Raw genomic sequence first — 17,954 nt, 5'->3', positions numbered from 1 at the left:
CAATGAAACTGGCAAGGTTGTAGGGATAGATGGTTCTCCAAAGGTTGCGAACAGCGAAATATTTTTTGATGATATGAAATATATTGTAAGGAGAATCAAAAAGAACTGGATACCTGCTACCTGTAATAATAGACCAATAATTTCTCAGATAAAGATAAAAATGAATTTATCATCTATGGCTACAGATTTATAGTCCCTTTATAAAGGTTATTTTTGTGCAGAATCATTGTGTATCTATTGTTTAAGGACAATTGAAATATTTATATAATCCAATTGATTGGCTGTATCTTGAAGCCCTTCTTTTTAGAAAAGATAATCCTGCCATTCTGTCACAATATTTTGTATCTTTGCAAATTGATTATAAAAGTTTAGCATTCTAAAGTTGAAGGGAGTGCTTTAACTTTGTGATTTAAAACTTAAATTGATTATTGTGCAGGAAAAATATATAGACGAAACGAAACAGGGAGAAGCTTTTGCTATTGCTGAAAAAGTAGGGAATTCTAAAAAATTATTTTTAGAAAGCTACGGCTGTCAGATGAATTTCTCTGATTCTGAGATTGTTGCTTCTATTCTTAATGAACAAGGATATAATACCACCCTTAAAGTAGAAGAAGCAGACCTCATTCTTTTAAATACTTGTTCTATACGTGAGAAGGCTGAACAGACCGTAAGGATGCGTCTTTCTCAGTTTAAAAACCTCAAGAAAGAACGACCTAATATGACGGTGGGGGTTCTTGGATGTATGGCGGAGAGATTAAAAACTAAGTTTCTCGAAGAAGAACAGCTTGTTGATCTTGTTGTGGGGCCTGATGCCTACAGGGATCTGCCTAATTTATTAAAGGAAACAGAAGATGGCAGGGATGCGATCAATGTTATTTTGTCCAAAGAAGAAACCTATGCAGATATAAATCCTGTCCGTCTGGGTGGAAATGGAGTAACCGCGTTTGTAACTATTACAAGGGGGTGTGATAACATGTGTACCTTCTGTGTTGTTCCTTTTACAAGAGGAAGAGAAAGAAGCCGTGATCCACATTCAATTCTTGAAGAATGTAAAGATCTTTGGAATAGCGGATATAAAGAAATTACCCTTTTGGGGCAGAATGTAGATTCTTACCTTTGGTATGGAGGGGGCCCGAAAAAAGATTTTGCAAAAGCTTCTGAAATGCAGAAAGCTACGGCCGTTGATTTTGCTCAGCTGCTTGGTTTAGTCGCTCAAGCGGTTCCGGAAATGAGAATAAGATTCTCTACTTCCAACCCTCAGGATATGAGTCTTGATGTATTCAGGGTCATGGCTAAGCATGAGAACATTTGTAAATATGTGCATCTTCCGGTACAAAGTGGAAGTAATAATATGCTGGCTGCAATGAACAGACAGCACACCAGAGAAGAATATCTGGAGCTTATCAGAAAAGCTAAGGAAATTGTTCCTGATATCTCTTTTTCCCAGGATATGATCATCGGTTTTTGTAATGAAACTGAAGAGGATCACCAGGATACCCTAAGCCTGATGAGAGAGGTAGAGTATGACTATGGATATATGTTTGCTTACTCTGAAAGGCCTGGCACTCCGGCCCATAAAAAGATGGAAGATAATATTCCTGCAGATGTTAAACAGAGACGTTTGGCGGAGGTTATCGCTTTACAGGGAGAGCTTTCTAAAAAACGGATGAAATCCTATGTAGGAAGAGTGCATCAGATTCTCATTGAAGGAGTTTCCAAAAAGAATAAAAATCAATGGAAGGGAAGAAATTCCCAGAATGCTGTTTGTGTATTCGATATGCTGGAAGGTCAAAAGATAGGTGACATTGTAGATGTTTTTGTATTTGACAATACACAAGGGACGCTTTTAGGGGAAACAGTTAAAAACTAATCTACTTTTTACAGGAGTAAATTATAAACTATAAATTATTATCAATAACCATAAAATAGACAATGGAAAAGCTTCATAAATATTGCCTGAGTGTTTTATTGGTAATAATCTGCAGTAATATTTCAGCACAAAACACAACCTGTTCTGCTGAAAATACCACCATTCATAGGCTTTATGATGTCTATCATCAGTTTTTAAATTCTCAAGATTGTGAAGGATCTCATCTTTCCGAGAGAAAGCATAAAATTCACTACACCGCTATCAGCCAAAAGCAAAACGCCGGAGATCTAAGTTCAAATAGAGATCATAATCCGGGTTTTAATGAGCATGGAGGTAGAGGTGAAGCTGGAAAATATGATGAGATTCTAAGGAATTTTGAGAAAAAAGCGGTCGGATATGCATCTGCTAAAGCTTTCAACTTTAAAAGTAAAGTTTCCAAAATCAGAAACAAAGATTATTTGGATATAATAAGTTAAAATTAAAATTTAAACTTTTTTATTTAAACAAATTAATGATGCTTACTAAAACAAAATTGAAGGTAGGCGAAATTTAAGATCAATAATCTAATTTACTTATGAGTAACGACTTACAAAATATAAAAAACCGTTTTGGAATAATTGGTAATTTTCCTGCATTAAACCGTGCCTTGGAAAAATCTATTCAGGTGGCACCAACAGACATTTCCGTTCTGGTCATTGGGGAAAGTGGTGTAGGAAAAGAATTTATCCCTAAGATTATTCATTCAGAATCCAGAAGAAAACATCAGCCTTACATCGTTGTCAATTGCGGTGCTATTCCGGAAGGAACAATTGATTCCGAATTATTTGGACATGAAAAAGGAGCATTTACCGGAGCTACAGCAACTAGAAAAGGTTATTTTGAAGTGGCAGATGGCGGAACAATATTCCTGGATGAGGTGGGTGAACTTCCTTTGCAAACACAAGTCCGCCTTTTAAGGGTTTTAGAAAGTGGAGAATTTATGAAGGTTGGATCTTCTCAGGTACAAAAGACCAATGTGAGGATTGTTGCTGCAACCAATGTAAATATGATGAAGGCGATCCAGGACGGACGGTTCCGCGAAGATTTATTTTATCGTTTGAATACCGTGCAGATCGATATGCCGCCTTTGAGAGATAGAAAAGGAGATATTCATCTGCTTTTCAGAAAGTTTGCAATCGATTTTGCTGAAAAATACAGAATGCCTGAGTTGGTTTTAGAGCCAAGTGCAGTTCATTATATAGAAAATTATAGCTTTCCCGGGAATGTACGTCAGTTAAGAAACTTAGTTGAGCAGATGACCGTGGTGGAAAGAGAAAGAAATATAAGCGTTGAAAAACTGGCGGAGTACATACCGACCGAAAGCCATTTGCCAATGGTTGTTAATACGCCTAATGCTCAGAAACAGAGTGACTTCGGAAACGAAAGAGAGATTATGTATAAAATCCTGTTTGATATGAGGAATGATATCAATGATCTGAGATCTCTGACTTCTGAATTAATAAAAAACAGAGGAGCAGGCGATCTAAGTTCCCAGGAAAAAACTTTGATCAACAGACTTTACACTTCGGATTCACAGCAAAATACTAATGCTAATTCCCTACTTTATTTTGAAGATAATCATCCTGTAGTCCAGACTCCAACTATTATTTCGACTCCCGATGATAGTTATGAAGATATTCAGGATATAGAGATTGAAGAAAATAAGCCGGAATCGCTTTCGCTTCAAAATAATGAAAAAGATTTGATTATTAAAGCATTAGAGAAGCATAAGGGACGTAGGAATAAAGCAGCTGATGAGTTGGGCATTTCACAAAGAACACTATACAGAAAGATAAAACAATATAATCTAGAAGACTAAGTATGATGAATAATAAGGCAAAGCCTGTCGAATTTAAACTAAACGAATACCTGAGCAAAGGCCTGGAACTTTTAAAGAAAGATTTTGGGAATTTTATAGTAGCTTACATTTTGTGTATGGTAATGTCTATTATACCTTTTTGTGGACTACTGGCAATGGGTAATTTTTACAAATATTGCCGGAAAGTCAATAAAGGAGAACAAGCAAGTGTAGGTGAAATTTTTAATTTCGATGATTTTTTACCTTATTTTATCGTACAGCTGATCATTATAGGTGGAGTTTTCGCTCTTTATATTCCAATGTTTATTTTTATTCCTTTTACTTCTGTAGTGGATGGAGATGCTGTTCCGCCCGCATTCGGATTATTTATGGTCCTTTATATATTCCTCATTGTAATTGCTGTTTTTATTGTAGCTTTACTTGGGTTTTATATTCCGGGGCTCATATCTCTTAAAAAGGTTAATGATATAAAAACAGCATGGATCATGTCGAGGATTATGACTAGGAATAATCTCTTGACTATCTTTTTATTTGCGATTATTGTTGGGTTTCTTTCCCAGATAGGAATACTTCTTTGTGGTATTGGTATTCTTATCACAATGCCTTATTTTTATACAACCCATTACTTTGCGTTTGAGGATGCAATCCAGCAGATAGAATATGATGAAATAAAAGAAATCGGAACGAAAAATGAATTTTAACATTAAGAATATCAATATAATGCGCCTGAAAATTGTTGGGTTTTTGTTACTTTGCTTAAGTACCCTAAACTCATGTTATAGTTTTACCGGATCGTCTTTAAAAGACGAGAAAACGATTCAGATTAATGAATTTCCCAATAATGCGGCTTTAGTAAATCCTACTTTATCTCAGCAGTTTTCTACCGATATTCAAAATCGTTTTCTACAAAGAACGACGCTAAAAGGAACAAAAGAGAATGCGGACATCTTGGTGGAAGGAGAAATTACAGACTATTCTATTACTCCTACTACTATTAGCTCCAATACTCAGACAACAGCTACAGGAGGAGTTATACAAGAATCTCAAAATAAGCTAACGATTACTGTAAAAGTGCATTATGAGAATAAACTTCATCCTGACCTAAGTTTTGACCGTACATATTCAGATGAAGCTGTATTCAACAGCAGCTTGTCTCAAAGTGCGATAGAAACCTCGCAGGTTAAAATTGTAAACGAAAGAATCATTAATAAGATATTTAACGATATTGTAGCGAACTGGTAAGATGAATAGCAGAGTTTTAGAATTATTAAAGAACCCCAAAAATATTCAATCGGAAGATCTTCATCTTTTGAAAGAAGAAATTAATTCTTTTCCCTACATTCAAAATATAAGAGCTTTACATTTATATGGTATTCATCTTTATGATCAGGAAAACTATCAGAAGGAATTGTCTACAACTGCGGCTTATACTACTGATAAAAAGATCCTTTATCAGCTTATAAATGGTAAAATTCAGGAAAAAACGAAACCTGCAGCTCCTGAAAATAAAGTGGTAACGAATAAAGAGAATGCTTCAAGGTATTTTCCTAAAAGTAAAAGCTTCCCGATCAAAAGGGAAGAGCTACCTGAGAAGATACAGACTAAAGAAGAAGCAACTAACAAGCTGCCGGCACCACTTCCGGAAATTAAACATATTTATGTAAACGGTGAACGAAACAGAATTTTGTTTGAAGGAGAGGAAAACTTCCTTGATGATAACAATATCGAAACAATTGACTTAGAATCTACGCTGGAATCAGGAACGATAGTTACACAAAAGCAAATACTCCCTGAAAATTTACCTTTAGAAAAAGAAATTACTGAGCAATTACCGGCTAAAGAGGATAAAGTAGAAGAGTCCCCAGAAATAAATGCAGAGGAAATAGAAACGGCGACTTCTTCTGAAGCTGAAATTATTGAAGTTAGGGATACAGAAGAGACAGAGCTTACTTCGGATGAAAATCAGGATTTTACTGAACCTGAGTCACAAACTTACACCCCGGAAGAAATAATCAATGAGGATCAGATTACATCTCCTGTTGAAAAAGAAGGAGTAACCGATGATTCGGAATTGAGTTTCCATGGTACTGATTCCTTTATGCCGGAAGTGAAGATTGAATCTGGCAGCAACGATGAGCTTGCTGTTGCTGAAGTTGCACAACAGGGACTCAATAAGCACGAAGAAGAAATGAGAAGGCTTATTGAGGAGGTAGAAAAGAAAATGAAGGCAACTAAGGCTGTCACTGAGGAAAAACGAGATCCGGAACCAGAAATTCTGAGTCGTGATATTAATTTTTCAGAAACGCAGAGTTTTCATCCTGAAGTTGAAAAAGGAATTGAAGCGGAAGAGATACAGAAAGCTGAACCGGTGCACGAAGTGACTAATCCTTCAGAAGAGATCAAAGCTGAAGCTTACCAGGAAGAATCAGAACCTCGAATTGCCACAGAAGTGAAATCAGAATGGAAGCCTATGAGTTTCGAATCCCATACTCCCGATTCACTTATCAATAAACCGGCACCTGTTTCTCAACCAAAAGAAGAAATTGTACCGGCAGAACTTCCTGAAGAAGAACAAGCACCAAAAGAAGAGACAACGCACCAGATTGTTAAAGAGGATATAGAAGAGCAGGAACCCGTTCAGGAAGAATCAGAAATATCTCAGGCAGCTTCTGTAGAAGAAAATAAAGAAGAAGCCCCTGTGATGAATGTTTCTTTCTTCAGCTCAGATATTTCAAGCTGGACGATGGCTACTAAGAATGATGAAGAAAAGGATAACAATACGGAAGATCTTGCATCTGAGAAACCTCATGTGGAAGAGGCCACTGCGGATCCTGCTGACAGCAATGTTCCGGGATTTATCAATACATGGCAGAGTTGGTTAAAGATAGATCGTACCGAGAAAGATCCTGAAAAGGATAAAGCTGAGCTTAAAAATAAAGTGATTGAATCATTCATTGAGAATAATCCTAAAATAAGCCAGTTAAAAGATGAGAGCAACTTCGTTGTAAAAGAAAAAAACGATGATATCTCACATTTAATGACGGAAACACTTGCACGATTATATATTGAACAAAAACTATATACCAAGGCAATAAAAGCTTTTGAAATATTAGCAGGTAAACATCCTGAAAAGAAATCGTATTTTGAAGATAAAATACAGGAAGTAAAAGATATAAGAGGGAAAAGTTAAAATTTAAAAATGAATAAGAGAGTAATAGTACTGATTGTTGGATTTCTTGTTTTAGGATTCTTACTTTCATTTTTATTTTATCCTCCAAAAGAGTTTTATAAAGGACTGAAAATGTCTTATACATCGGTTTTTTTCCCTTTTGCTTACGCCATTTATAAAACAGTTCGTTCGAATAAAAATACAGAAGGCTGAATTCATATTCAGCCTTCTGTATTTTTATACTTTATCAATAGTCTGTTTACTGCGTTTTAATTTTCGCCAGGCCTTACGTCCCATAACAATTACCATAATTACTAAAATAACAGCCAGTATAGCCGCAATAACAGGAACGGCCATGGCCAGAACGGACATAATTCCTGCTCCTGCTGTTTCAGTGGTCCCTACAATAGAATTGCCTAAGCCTCCTGTGGTGGCTGTGGAGGCAGCTCTGATTCCTGCAAATCCGGAACTGATTGTTGCGGCAGTTCCGCCTCCGGCAATTATAGCCAATGCCCATTGCGGAAATGTTCCAAAATCGGCAAACTGGCTTGCAAAAAGGATGGATCCTGCAATAGTTGCCAATGGAACAGACAGTGTATCCAGCAGATGATCAATAAATGGAATATAATAGGCTAAAATTTCCGCGATCGTAGCAATGCCTGTTGTAATAAGTGTTGGGAGCCCGGCAAGCCATTCAAATTGATCATTCATAGGGATCCAGTGTAAGTAGGATGCCAGGCTTACGGCAAACAGAGGAAGGAATACCCTGAAGCCTGTTGCTGCGGACAGGCCAATGCCAATGAATGCACTTAATACATAAGGGAGATAGGGAATATTGTCTAACATATTAATTTTCAAATTGGTTGTGTTCCCTAAAGTTACAAAAACTATTGTAAGCTTATCTGAAAATTACAGACAATATGAGGAGTTTACTGTTTTTTCTGAGCCTGGCATAGTTTGATGAACTGGGCTTCTACATCCTGGAACTTTTGCGGAAGTTCAGGGGAGATCCAAAAAAGCATGGCCATCGTCTTTTCTCCAAAAGATTCTTTAAAAAGATCTTTATGTAAGCGATAGCATTCTCTCAATAATCTTTTGATGCGGTTTCTGTGAACTGCTTTTTTAAAATACCTTTTAGATACGGAAACCCCGAATTTAGAAACTTCAACAGGTAAATTAGGTTTGTCCTTAAGTAAAATAATTCTCAGATTCCCATGGGTTCTCCATTTACCTTTTTCGAAAAGCAAGGTGATGTCATTGGTCTTTTTGAGTTTTTCCTCCTTTGGGTATCTGAAATTCTGCATTAGCCTTTTTTTACTAAATGATTAATAACTTCCGCCGCTGCATACAATCCAAAAATGGCTGGTATATAGCTGATAGTCCCATAAAAAGACCTTTTGTAATTTGTTCCATCTGTCATTTTCAAACTTTCTTCATTTTGAAGTTCATTAGAGAAAACACAACGGATGCCTTTATTTATTTTTTCCTTTTTAAGCCTTTTTCTAACCTGCTTGGCCAGATAACAGTTGTGGGTTTTGCTGATGTCTCTCACCATTACTTTGCTTGGATCTGTTTTTCCACCCGCTCCCATAGAGCTTACGATCTTAATTTTTCTTCTTCTTGCAGCAATTAACAATGTAAGCTTTGGAGTTACGCTATCAATACAATCGAGAATATAATCAAATTTGTTTTCATCAAGGATCTGATCCATTCTTTCAGGATTTAAAAACTCATTGATAGTTATTAAATTAAGTTTTGGGTTAATATCTAAGAGTCTTTCAGCAACGATTTCAACCTTGTGCTTTCCGATAGTAGAATGTAATGCCGGTAATTGTCTGTTAATGTTTGTGATATCTACCGTATCGCCATCTACAATCGTCATATTTCCGACCCCGGATCTTGCTAAAAATTCAGCGGCAAACGAGCCTACTCCACCTAATCCTACTACAAGAACAGTCGCTTTATTCAACTTTTCGAGTCCTTCCTCCTTAATAAGAAGCTCTGTTCTTTCCAACCAATACTTATCCATTTTTTATCGTCTCTAAATTTTCTAAAATTTGTTTGTTTAAGTTTTCCTGAGAAATACCTTTTATTTCCGAAACTTTGCTGTACAATAAATCAATATTAAAATCATCGTTATCGGTTTCTAAAAAGATTTTATCTAAAGCAGTAATTTTCAAAATATTTTGCAAAGATAAATTATACAAAACAGCTTTTCCAAAACTCAAATAGAAATTATTCTTTAGGAGATCTTCAGCGATGCTTTGTTTTTTATTAAAACCATGAATAATCATAGGCTGTTCTGCCTTTTTTTTTAATGAAATGACTTCGTAGAATTTTCGGACACAATGAATAACCATCGGCTTTTTTAATTCATTCGCCAATTTGATCTGTCTTAAAAATACGCTTTCCTGGATTTTCATATCAACCGGAACAAAGCTGTCAAGGCCACATTCTCCTATAGTAAGGCAATTGTTATGAATTACGGAATCCAGCCAGTTGAACTGCTCTTCAATCTTGTCCGGATCAATATCTTTTGGATGAATACCCGCAGAATAAAATGTACTGGGTATATTATCTCCGATATCCAGATTATAGATACCGTCGCAGACATTTTTTTTATGATGGTGAAAATCAAAAAATTCCATCATCAAAAATACTATAATTTGGAATTAATTTAAAATTCTTAAACAAACGTTTATAAATATGTTAAAAATTTCTTAACTTTACTCAAAAGCGACACTTTATGAAAAAAAAATTTACCGAAAAACAGATCCATATTTTGGATATTGCGGAGGAGCTTATTGCGAAAAAAGGGTATGAAGGAACATCGGTAAGAGACATTTGCTCTAAAGCAAACATTAATGTAGCCATGATCTCTTATTATTTTGGGTCCAAGGAAAAAATGATGTCTTACCTCTATCAGTACAGAGTGCTAAAGACCAGAGAAAATTTTTCGGAATTTGCTGATACCATTAAAGACGGTAAACCAGAGATGCAGATGAAAGAAATTATAAAATATATTGTATCACAATTATTTAAATATAATTATTTTCATGGCTTTGTTACTCAGGAGCTTCGACATACGGATAACCTGAAAGTTGAATTGCTGGATTTTTATCAGCTTTTTGTAAAAAAACTGGATGAGGTGATCAAAAAAGGAGTTGCGTCCGGAGTTTTTACATTTACTCCAAAGCCAGAAGATATCCTTACAACGATTCTGGGATCCACATTATTTGTCATTAGAAATAAGAATTTCTATGAACTATATGTACCGAGTAAAAATGAGGAAGCTTATGCTAAGGAAGCGGAGAAAAAAATCAGAATGAACCTTTTATTGAGTGTTTTTGCAATATTAGGATACGCTGCAGACTAAAATTACGTTAAATAATCATAAAAAAAAATCTATTGATAAAAAAGTTATATTTTTGCAAATTAATAGATTGGAATAATCCAATAACGGTTGAATTTTTTATGAAAAAATATATTTTAGGTCTTTTTGCCATAGCTGTAATTTCATCATGCGCGAGTCAGCAGGAAAAAGCATTGAAAAGTGCTGATAAAGCCTTCATCTTAAAAGCAGCTAATGAAAATTTTGCTAAAAAGAAATGGAAAAACGCTTTGGCTCTTTATGACAGGCTTGCTAACCTAGTTGCAGGGACTGATGACTTTCCGAATGTTGGATTTAATACGGCTTATGCAAACTACTATGATAAGAACTATAAGTTGGCAGGACACCAGTTCAAAAACTTTGCAGTAAGTTTTCCAAAAGACCCGAGAGCTGAGGAAGCAGCGTATATGTCTGCACTATGTTACTATGAAGGATCTATGGATTATAACCTGGATCAGTCAAGTACTGAGTTGGCAGTCAATGAATTACAAGACTTCCTTAACAACTATCCAAATTCTGAAAGATCTAAAAATATCAACCAGCTTATTGATGAGCTGACTTATAAACTGGAATTTAAATCCTACGAAAACGCAAGACAATACTATAAAATGGGTGATTATAAATCAGCCACTGTTGCCTTGGAAAACGTATTGGAAGATTTTCCAAGTACAAAGCTTCGTCCGAAAATCTATGATTATATGATGAAGTCCCGTTATTTGCTTGCACAAAATTCGGTATACGGACTTAAAGAAGAACGTATTGAAAGTGCAATAGCATTCACAAGGCAGGTAGAAAAAGAGCTTCCGAACACAGAATATTCTAAAACAGCAGTAGATCTTAGAGAGAAGCTGGATAAAGAAAAGCAAAACTTTGCAGTTGTTAAGAAGCAGACAGAAGCCAGATTGGCAACATTAACAGCAAGGCAAAAGAAAGAAGCTGAGAAGCTGGAAGCACGAACAAAGACCGATCAGCAGATCAAAGATCAAGTCGCTACAGAAAAGAAAGCATTGCAGATTCAGAGGGATAGTGCTGCGTTACAAACACCTCCTCCGGCTGCCACTTTCAAAATCAAAAGATAATTCGTAAATTTGCCACCTTATAAATAAATAATTTTCTCAAAATGAGTGTAAAAGATACAAAAGCAGAAGTAAATACAATTACTTACGATAAAGACAAGATTGAAGATAAAGTAGGTTCAATCTATGAAGCTATTGTTATCATGGGAAAGAGAGCAGAGCAGATTAATGCAGAAATTCGTACTGAATTGCATAATAAATTAGATGAATTTGCTGTTCACAATTCTACATTGGAAGAGGTTTTCGAAAACAGAGAGCAGATTGAGATCTCCAAACATTACGAAAAACTTCCAAAACCAACTTCTATTGCAATTGAAGAATGGTTGAACGAAGACGTGTACTTCAGAAAAACTGAAGAAAGAAAATAAAAATCATTTGTATTTTTTATAAATGAAGGTCATAAGGGAATAATTTCTTTATGACCTTTGTCGTTTGTAAACCTGTTGTGGGAAAAAATAAGTAATTTAGTGTTTTAAAAAATTAAAACTAAATGAGTGTTTCCGGAAAAAAGATTCTTATTGCCGTTTCTGGAGGAATTGCTGCTTACAAAATTCACTTTTTGATAAGAGACTTTATAAAAAATGGTGCGGAAGTGCAGGTTATTATGACTCCTGATGCCGAACATTTTGTTACTAAACTAAGCCTTTCTACATTATCCAGGAAGCCTGTATTTACTGATTTTTATAATGAAAATGGGAGTTGGAACAGCCATGTTGAATTGGGATTGTGGGCGGATGTAATGATCGTTGCTCCCTGCACTGCAAATACGTTGGCCAAAATGACCCATGGGATGTGTGATAATCTGGTGCTGGCTACATATATGTCTGCGAAATGCCCAGTTTTTATTGCCCCTGCAATGGATCTTGATATGTACGACCACCCAACTACAAAACAAAACTTGGAACTAGCTGAGGATTTCGGACACTTTGTTATTCCGGCAGAAAGCGGAGAGCTTGCAAGTGGTCTAGTGGGCCAGGGAAGAATGGCGGAACCTGACACTATTTTCAAAACCGTTGATAACTTTTTTGCTGCAGCCGGTGACAATACAATTTTCAAAGGAAAAACAGTTTTGATCACGGCAGGTCCTACCTATGAAGCTATTGATCCTGTCCGGTTTATAGGAAATCATTCTTCCGGTAAAATGGGGTTTTCATTGGCTGAAGAAGCCGCGAAGAGAGGTGCTAAAGTGATTCTTGTATCCGGTCCAAGTTCTCAGGTTATCCACTCTCCTAATATAGAGCTGCATAAAGTGGTTTCCGCGAAAGAAATGCTTGATAAAGTATTTGAATTTTATGAAAATGCAGACATTACAATAGCAAGTGCTGCTGTAGCGGATTATGCCCCGAAAGAGGTCGCCAGGGAGAAAATCAAAAAGAACGATGAAAATCTTACAATAGAATTGGTGAAAAATCCGGATATCCTTAAAACGATGGGAGAGAAGAAAACTCGTCAGTTTTTGGTTGGGTTTGCTCTGGAAACTCAGAATGAAGAGGAAAATGCTAAAGGAAAACTGGAGAAGAAGAATCTTGACATGATTGTGCTCAATTCACTTCGTGATCCAGGAGCAGGATTTAAAAATGATACCAATAAAATAAGGATATTTACCAAAACAGAGAGGAAAGAATTTGATTTGAAATCAAAAGAGGGTGTAGCTAAAGATATTCTGAATTTCGTTGAGGATCAACTTTTAAAATAATTTTAATAAATTTCCGTTCTCAATTTTTAATAGATAATGAAAAAACTAATAGGTTTATTTTTACTGCTCTTCATATATAACGTCAGCTTTTCTCAGGAATTACTGTCTACCGTGCAGGTAAATTCTCAACAGTTGGGAGGAAGTAATCAGCAGGCGTTTAAAACGTTGGAAAAAAGTCTTAAAGATTTTATTAATAATACCAGCTGGACGGGAAAAAAGCTTCAGAATTTTGAAAAAATAAAATCCAATTTTGCGATTGTATTAACTTCCAAAGATGGAAACAAATATGGGGGAAATATTGTTGTTCAGGCAGTTCGTCCCGTTTATAATTCGAATTATGAATCTCCGCTCATCAACTTGCAGGATACCAATTTCGAATTTGAATATGTTGAAAATGAAAACCTGATATTCAACGAAAGGCAATTCTCGGGTAAAAATCTTATTGACGTCATAAGCTTCTATGTATACCTTGTTTTAGGTTATGATGCTGATAGCTTTCAATCAATGGGAGGGACACAATGGTTTGCAAAAGCACAGCAAATCGCACAGAATGCACAAAACAGAGGATACAAAGGCTGGGCACAGATCGGAAGTGAGGGGCCAAGAACCAGAGGTGTCCTGATCAGTCAGCTAACAGGTCCTAACTTAAGTCAGTTGCGCTCCATATACTATACTTACCACAGAGCCGGATTAGATAACTTATACAACCAGGATCAGACACAGCCTAAGAAAATTATATACGATGCACTGATGCAATTGAAAACGTATGAAAATAGTTTCCAGCAGAATTATGCATTGAATCTTTTCCTTGAAGTAAAGAATGATGAAATTTTTAATATTTTCAACTCTAACAACAACGGAGGAATAGTTTTAAATGATCTTAAGCAGATGATGATGGTTTTTGCACCTAAGTTTAATGATAAATGGAATAAGTGGAAATAAATTTTAAGAACATAAATATCTTGAATTCTTAATTCTAAAATTTATATTTGCAGTACTAATCTGCTGGAAATTTATGCTTTCGAAAATCTTTATTAAAAACTTTGCTTTAATCGATACTCTTGAAGTTTCTTTGCACAACGGATTGCAGGTGATTACCGGTGAAACGGGTGCTGGGAAATCGATCATACTGGGTGCTTTGAGGCTTATTTTAGGAGAAAGAGCAGATCTGAAATCTATTTCTAAAACAGAAGAAAAAAGTATTGTAGAAACCGAATTTTCTCTGGATAACCAGTTTAAAAAATTCTTTATAGAGAACGATCTGGATTATGAGCATCAGACCATTATCAGAAGAGAAATCCTGCCATCCGGAAAGTCGAGGGCTTTCATTAATGATGTTCCTGTGACTTTGGATGTTTTAAAAGAACTTTCTTCCCAGCTGATTGATATTCATTCCCAATTTGAAACTTCCAATCTATTTACCTCGGAATATCAGTTTAAAATCATAGACGGACTTTCTGAAAACAAACAGCTGATTTCAGATTATCAATACGAGTTTTTAGAATTTCAAAGCTTAAAAGCGCAACTTAAAAAACTGCAAATTCAGCTTTCTGAAAACAACAAAGAAAGTGATTACAAATTATTTTTACTGAATGAGCTGGAAGATCTGAAACTGGATGATATTGATTATGAAGAATTACAAAGCCAGCTTTCGATTCAGGAAAATGCGGAAATGATTTCTGATAATCTTGTTCAGATTTTATCAAGATTTCATCAGGAAGAAATAGGGATTTTATCCTTTTTTAATGAAGCTAAAAATAAGCTTTCAAAAATTGCAGATATTTCGCATAGCTTTTCTGAACTCGATAGAAGGCTTGATGAATCATTCGTGGAAATAAAAGATATCATCTCGGAGCTTGAAAATGAATCTGAAAAAATTGAAATCAATCCTGAAAATCTGGCATTGCTTTCTGAACTTAATAACAAGCTGAATGCATTGCTTTTAAAGCACAATGTTGCAGATGTCAGCGAATTGAAAGAAATCAGGGATCAGCTTGCAGGTGAACAAAAAGGAGCGTCCGAACTGGAAGGCCTGATCAGTGAAATTAAGGAAGATATATTAAAGAAAGAAAAATCGCTTCTATCCCTTTCTGAAAAACTTTCCAAGAACAGGAAAAAAAGTATTCCTGTATTTATCAAAAAGCAGAAGAGCTTTTAAAGAAATTAGGACTTGAAAAAGCAAAAGTAGATATAGAGCTAGAGACAGTACCGGATTTTAATGCTTTTGGTAAAGAAAATATCCAGCTTTTATTTCAGGCTAATTCAGGATTTCCTTTACGTCCTATTCAGACGGCTATTTCCGGAGGAGAAAGATCAAGAGTAATGCTTGCTGTAAAAAAGATTATTGCCGAAAGTGATGATCTTCCTACGCTTATCCTAGATGAGATCGATACCGGAGTTTCTGGAAAAGTTGCTGAAGAGATAGGAAATCTGATGCGAGAAATGTCAAAAGACATGCAGCTCATTGTGATTTCTCATTTGGCACAAGTAGCGGCCAAAGGAAATAATAATTACAAAGTGGTAAAGCAGGATGTTGCAGGAAGGACACAATCTACAATTATCCCGTTAAATGAAGATGAAAAGCTAAATGAAATTGCCCAATTGCTTTCTGGAAGTAAGATTACCGAAGCGGCTTTAGCACAGGCCAAAGAGCTTATAGGCTGAGTTTTGTAACATTTTTTACATTATATTTACTAATGTAAAAAAAAGGTTATGTTTTTAAAATTCCTCAGGTTAGAAATCAAGAGTTTTTTTCGTGGTACTTCCGTTGGGATTAACATGGCAATGAAGATCCTTCGTTTTATGGGGATTCTTTATTTTATGGCATGTTTAGCAGGTGGAGCATTCGCAGCTTTCTTTTATGTACAGGAAGAGCTTCATCAGGATCCCTTAAAAATAGTTTCAAGATTTTTAATTATAGGATGGATTATCGACCTTGCTGCCAAATACATCTGGCAGGAAATGCCTACTCAGAACATCAAGCCCTTTCTTACCCTGAATATTTCAAAGAAAACATTGGTTAATTATATGCTGGTAAAGACATTTCTGTCTGCATTCAGCTGGTTTAATTCTCTTTTCCTGATTACCTTTTCTTTGATCGCCTTATTCAATGGATACGGGTTTTTAGAAATTTTTGGGTGGTTCATAGGGGTCTCTTCTCTTTTTTACCTAAATAATTTTATTAATATATTTTTCAATGATAAAGAAAAGATTGCCATTGCAGTAGCGATTGTTTTTGGAGCTTTTGCTTTGTTGAACTATTACCAGATTATTCCTGTTTTATCTTATTCAGAAACGGTGTTTTATAGCTTTTATGAAAAACCGTATTATGCAGTAATCGCCTTTGTTTTGTTTCTAGTATTGTGGTGGTTATGCTTTAATCATATCCGTAGGGAATTTTATCTTGATCAGGGACTTGAAGCTAAAAAAACGATTGGTAAAACAGAAAATATCGCCTTTTTGAATAAGTATGGCGCATTAGGAACTTTTATCAATAATGACGTAAAAATGCTCAGAAGAAATAAGGTAACAAAAGGTATTTTATTGGGAAGTTTCTTTTTTGTTTTTTATGGTCTTCTGATGCTGGTCTCTCCGGTATATAAGACTCCGGCTATGATGATGTTCATGGGATTGTTTGTAACAGGCGGCTTTCAGTTTTTATTTGGACAGAGAGTTCCTGCATTCGACAGTTCTTATTATCCGTTGATGATGACCTTAAATGTGCCCTATAAAGAATATCTTAAAGCCAAATGGTGGCTCATGAATATTATAACCTCTCTGTCAATGGTGCTTGCAGCATTTTATGTGTATTTCGGATGGGAAATATATATCACCTTTTTAGCGGCAGGCCTATATAATATGGGAGTTAACTCACAATTTACATTATGGTCAGGAGCGTTTAATAAAACGCAGATCGATCTTAATTCAAAGGAAAAAAGAATCGGCCAAAAAAATAGTTTTAATTTAAAAGCAATGTTATTGCTGATACCTAAAATGTTGTTGCCCATGGCTGTTTTTGCTATCTCTAAATATTCTTTCGGGATCACAGGAGGCGTAATCAGCATTGCAGTTTTAGGCGTGATTGGCTTCTTGTTCAGAGAAAAGATCTTTGATATCATTGTGAGGCACTATAAAAGAGAAAAATACAGTACACTAGAGGCATTTAAAAATAAAGATTAACAGAATGATCACAATACATAATTTATCCAAAACATACGGTACAGCTACTGTTCTAAACATTGAAAACCTTGAAATCCCTCAGGGAGAAACTTTTGGGCTGGTTGGAAATAATGGTGCAGGAAAAACGACACTCTTCAGTCTGATGCTGGATCTTATTCAGCCGACAACAGGCTTTGTGAGCATTGATGGTATCAAAGTAAACGAATCTGAAGCATGGAAAAGTAAAGTTTCTGCGTTTGTAGATGATACGTTTTTAATAGGCTATCTAACACCCGAAGAGTACTTCTATTTTATCGGTGAACTGCGCGGGCAAAACAAAGCCTCTGTAGATGAGTTTTTAAAACCGTTTTATGATTTGTTTAATGGAGAAATCCTTAACTCCGGTAAATATGTCCGGGATCTGTCAAAGGGTAATCAGAAAAAAGTGGGAATTGTGGGAGCGATTATCGGAAGTCCGGAGATCATTATTTTGGATGAACCATTTGCCAACCTGGATCCTTCAACCCAAATAAAGCTTAAAAACCTGATCAAAGAACTCTCCAAGCAAGAAGGAGTTACTTTTTTGATATCCAGTCACGATTTATCGCATACAACCGAAGTGTGCAACAGGATTGTGGTGGTTAATAAAGGAAAGATGGTTAAAGACATTCAGACTAATCCGGAGACGCTGCGTGATCTTGAGCAGTACTTTGCGGATCAGGTTTCCCTATAATTT

At 35.7% G+C, this 17,954-nt stretch carries 18 protein-coding genes and 1 pseudogene; 15 read left to right on the top strand and 4 right to left on the bottom strand.

The features are described 5' to 3' along the window. Positions 1 to 430 precede the first annotated feature (430 nt). The 7 genes from miaB (at position 431) to MTQ00_RS15065 (ending at position 7,110) form a co-directional block, all read left to right on the top strand. Entirely contained in the window at positions 431 to 1,870 is a 1,440-nt protein-coding gene (gene miaB, locus MTQ00_RS15095; protein ID WP_273650130.1) for a tRNA (N6-isopentenyl adenosine(37)-C2)-methylthiotransferase MiaB, read from the top strand. A 62-nt stretch (positions 1,871 to 1,932) separates the two neighbouring features. Beyond that, positions 1,933 to 2,346: a hypothetical protein gene (locus MTQ00_RS15090; protein WP_273650128.1), complete on the top strand. Its 414-nt coding sequence runs from the start codon at positions 1,933 to 1,935 to the stop codon at positions 2,344 to 2,346. 98 nt (positions 2,347 to 2,444) lie between these two features. Beyond that, the gene (locus MTQ00_RS15085; RefSeq protein WP_172281392.1) at positions 2,445 to 3,728 is read left to right on the top strand and encodes a sigma-54 interaction domain-containing protein; all 1,284 of its coding nucleotides are present in this window, start codon (positions 2,445 to 2,447) and stop codon (positions 3,726 to 3,728) included. 2 nt (positions 3,729 to 3,730) lie between these two features. Beyond that, positions 3,731 to 4,429, top strand: a complete 699-nt coding sequence (locus MTQ00_RS15080; RefSeq protein WP_273650125.1) for a hypothetical protein — start codon at positions 3,731 to 3,733, stop codon at positions 4,427 to 4,429. Then, the gene (locus tag MTQ00_RS15075; protein ID WP_273650123.1) at positions 4,419 to 4,970 is read left to right on the top strand and encodes an LptE family protein; all 552 of its coding nucleotides are present in this window, start codon (positions 4,419 to 4,421) and stop codon (positions 4,968 to 4,970) included. Before MTQ00_RS15080 ends, MTQ00_RS15075 begins: the two co-directional genes overlap by 11 nt. Before the next feature lies 1 nt (position 4,971). Beyond that, positions 4,972 to 6,918, top strand: a complete 1,947-nt coding sequence (locus tag MTQ00_RS15070) for a hypothetical protein (RefSeq protein WP_273650121.1) — start codon at positions 4,972 to 4,974, stop codon at positions 6,916 to 6,918. Positions 6,919 to 6,927: 9 nt separating this feature from the next. Further along, positions 6,928 to 7,110 (top strand): hypothetical protein, encoded by a 183-nt coding sequence (locus tag MTQ00_RS15065; RefSeq protein ID WP_273650119.1) that lies wholly within the window; start codon positions 6,928 to 6,930, stop codon positions 7,108 to 7,110. Positions 7,111 to 7,134: 24 nt separating this feature from the next. Here MTQ00_RS15065 and MTQ00_RS15060 read toward each other — a convergent pair whose 3' ends face one another. The 4 genes from MTQ00_RS15060 to MTQ00_RS15045 all read right to left on the bottom strand — a co-directional run bounded on the left by MTQ00_RS15060 (position 7,135) and on the right by MTQ00_RS15045 (position 9,548). Next, positions 7,135 to 7,743, bottom strand: a complete 609-nt coding sequence (locus MTQ00_RS15060) for a DUF4126 domain-containing protein (protein ID WP_273650117.1) — start codon at positions 7,741 to 7,743, stop codon at positions 7,135 to 7,137. Positions 7,744 to 7,826: 83 nt separating this feature from the next. After that, positions 7,827 to 8,201 carry a ribonuclease P protein component gene (gene rnpA, locus MTQ00_RS15055; protein ID WP_273650116.1) on the bottom strand — a complete coding sequence of 125 codons (375 nt, stop codon included), beginning with the start codon at positions 8,199 to 8,201 and terminating at the stop codon, positions 7,827 to 7,829. After that, positions 8,201 to 8,926, bottom strand: a complete 726-nt coding sequence (locus MTQ00_RS15050; RefSeq protein WP_273650114.1) for a tRNA threonylcarbamoyladenosine dehydratase — start codon at positions 8,924 to 8,926, stop codon at positions 8,201 to 8,203. The genes rnpA and MTQ00_RS15050 overlap by 1 nt, the downstream gene beginning before the upstream one ends. Then, positions 8,919 to 9,548, bottom strand: a complete 630-nt coding sequence (locus MTQ00_RS15045; RefSeq protein WP_273650112.1) for a TatD family hydrolase — start codon at positions 9,546 to 9,548, stop codon at positions 8,919 to 8,921. Before MTQ00_RS15045 ends, MTQ00_RS15050 begins: the two co-directional genes overlap by 8 nt. A gap of 95 nt (positions 9,549 to 9,643) precedes the next feature. Between MTQ00_RS15045 and MTQ00_RS15040 the strand changes: the two genes are divergently transcribed. The 8 genes and pseudogenes from MTQ00_RS15040 to MTQ00_RS15005 all read left to right on the top strand — a co-directional run bounded on the left by MTQ00_RS15040 (position 9,644) and on the right by MTQ00_RS15005 (position 17,951). Next, positions 9,644 to 10,273: a TetR/AcrR family transcriptional regulator gene (locus MTQ00_RS15040; RefSeq protein WP_172281374.1), complete on the top strand. Its 630-nt coding sequence runs from the start codon at positions 9,644 to 9,646 to the stop codon at positions 10,271 to 10,273. 98 nt (positions 10,274 to 10,371) lie between these two features. Next, complete coding sequence (locus MTQ00_RS15035) at positions 10,372 to 11,367, top strand: outer membrane protein assembly factor BamD (RefSeq protein WP_172281372.1); 996 nt, start codon at positions 10,372 to 10,374, stop codon at positions 11,365 to 11,367. Between the two features lie 41 nt (positions 11,368 to 11,408). Next, complete coding sequence (locus MTQ00_RS15030) at positions 11,409 to 11,732, top strand: DNA-directed RNA polymerase subunit omega (RefSeq protein ID WP_034681463.1); 324 nt, start codon at positions 11,409 to 11,411, stop codon at positions 11,730 to 11,732. A gap of 122 nt (positions 11,733 to 11,854) precedes the next feature. Then, positions 11,855 to 13,060, top strand: coding sequence for a bifunctional phosphopantothenoylcysteine decarboxylase/phosphopantothenate--cysteine ligase CoaBC (gene coaBC, locus MTQ00_RS15025; RefSeq protein ID WP_273650106.1), 1,206 nt, complete (start codon positions 11,855 to 11,857; stop codon positions 13,058 to 13,060). 36 nt (positions 13,061 to 13,096) lie between these two features. Then, positions 13,097 to 14,002: a type IX secretion system protein PorD gene (porD, locus tag MTQ00_RS15020; protein ID WP_172281366.1), complete on the top strand. Its 906-nt coding sequence runs from the start codon at positions 13,097 to 13,099 to the stop codon at positions 14,000 to 14,002. A gap of 73 nt (positions 14,003 to 14,075) precedes the next feature. Beyond that, positions 14,076 to 15,724, top strand: a pseudogene (locus tag MTQ00_RS15015) (DNA repair protein RecN). Positions 15,725 to 15,772: 48 nt separating this feature from the next. Next, on the top strand, positions 15,773 to 17,239 hold the full coding sequence (locus tag MTQ00_RS15010) for a DUF5687 family protein (RefSeq protein WP_172281362.1): 1,467 nt from the start codon (positions 15,773 to 15,775) through the stop codon (positions 17,237 to 17,239). A 4-nt stretch (positions 17,240 to 17,243) separates the two neighbouring features. Next, positions 17,244 to 17,951, top strand: a complete 708-nt coding sequence (locus MTQ00_RS15005) for an ABC transporter ATP-binding protein (RefSeq protein ID WP_273650103.1) — start codon at positions 17,244 to 17,246, stop codon at positions 17,949 to 17,951. The last annotated feature ends 3 nt before the right edge of the window (positions 17,952 to 17,954 follow it).

Origin of the sequence: Chryseobacterium sp. B21-037, assembly GCF_028570785.1 — a bacterium.
Taxonomy (GTDB): Bacteria; Bacteroidota; Bacteroidia; order Flavobacteriales; family Weeksellaceae; genus Chryseobacterium; species Chryseobacterium proteolyticum.
This window is presented reverse-complemented; position numbering and strand designations above follow the sequence as displayed.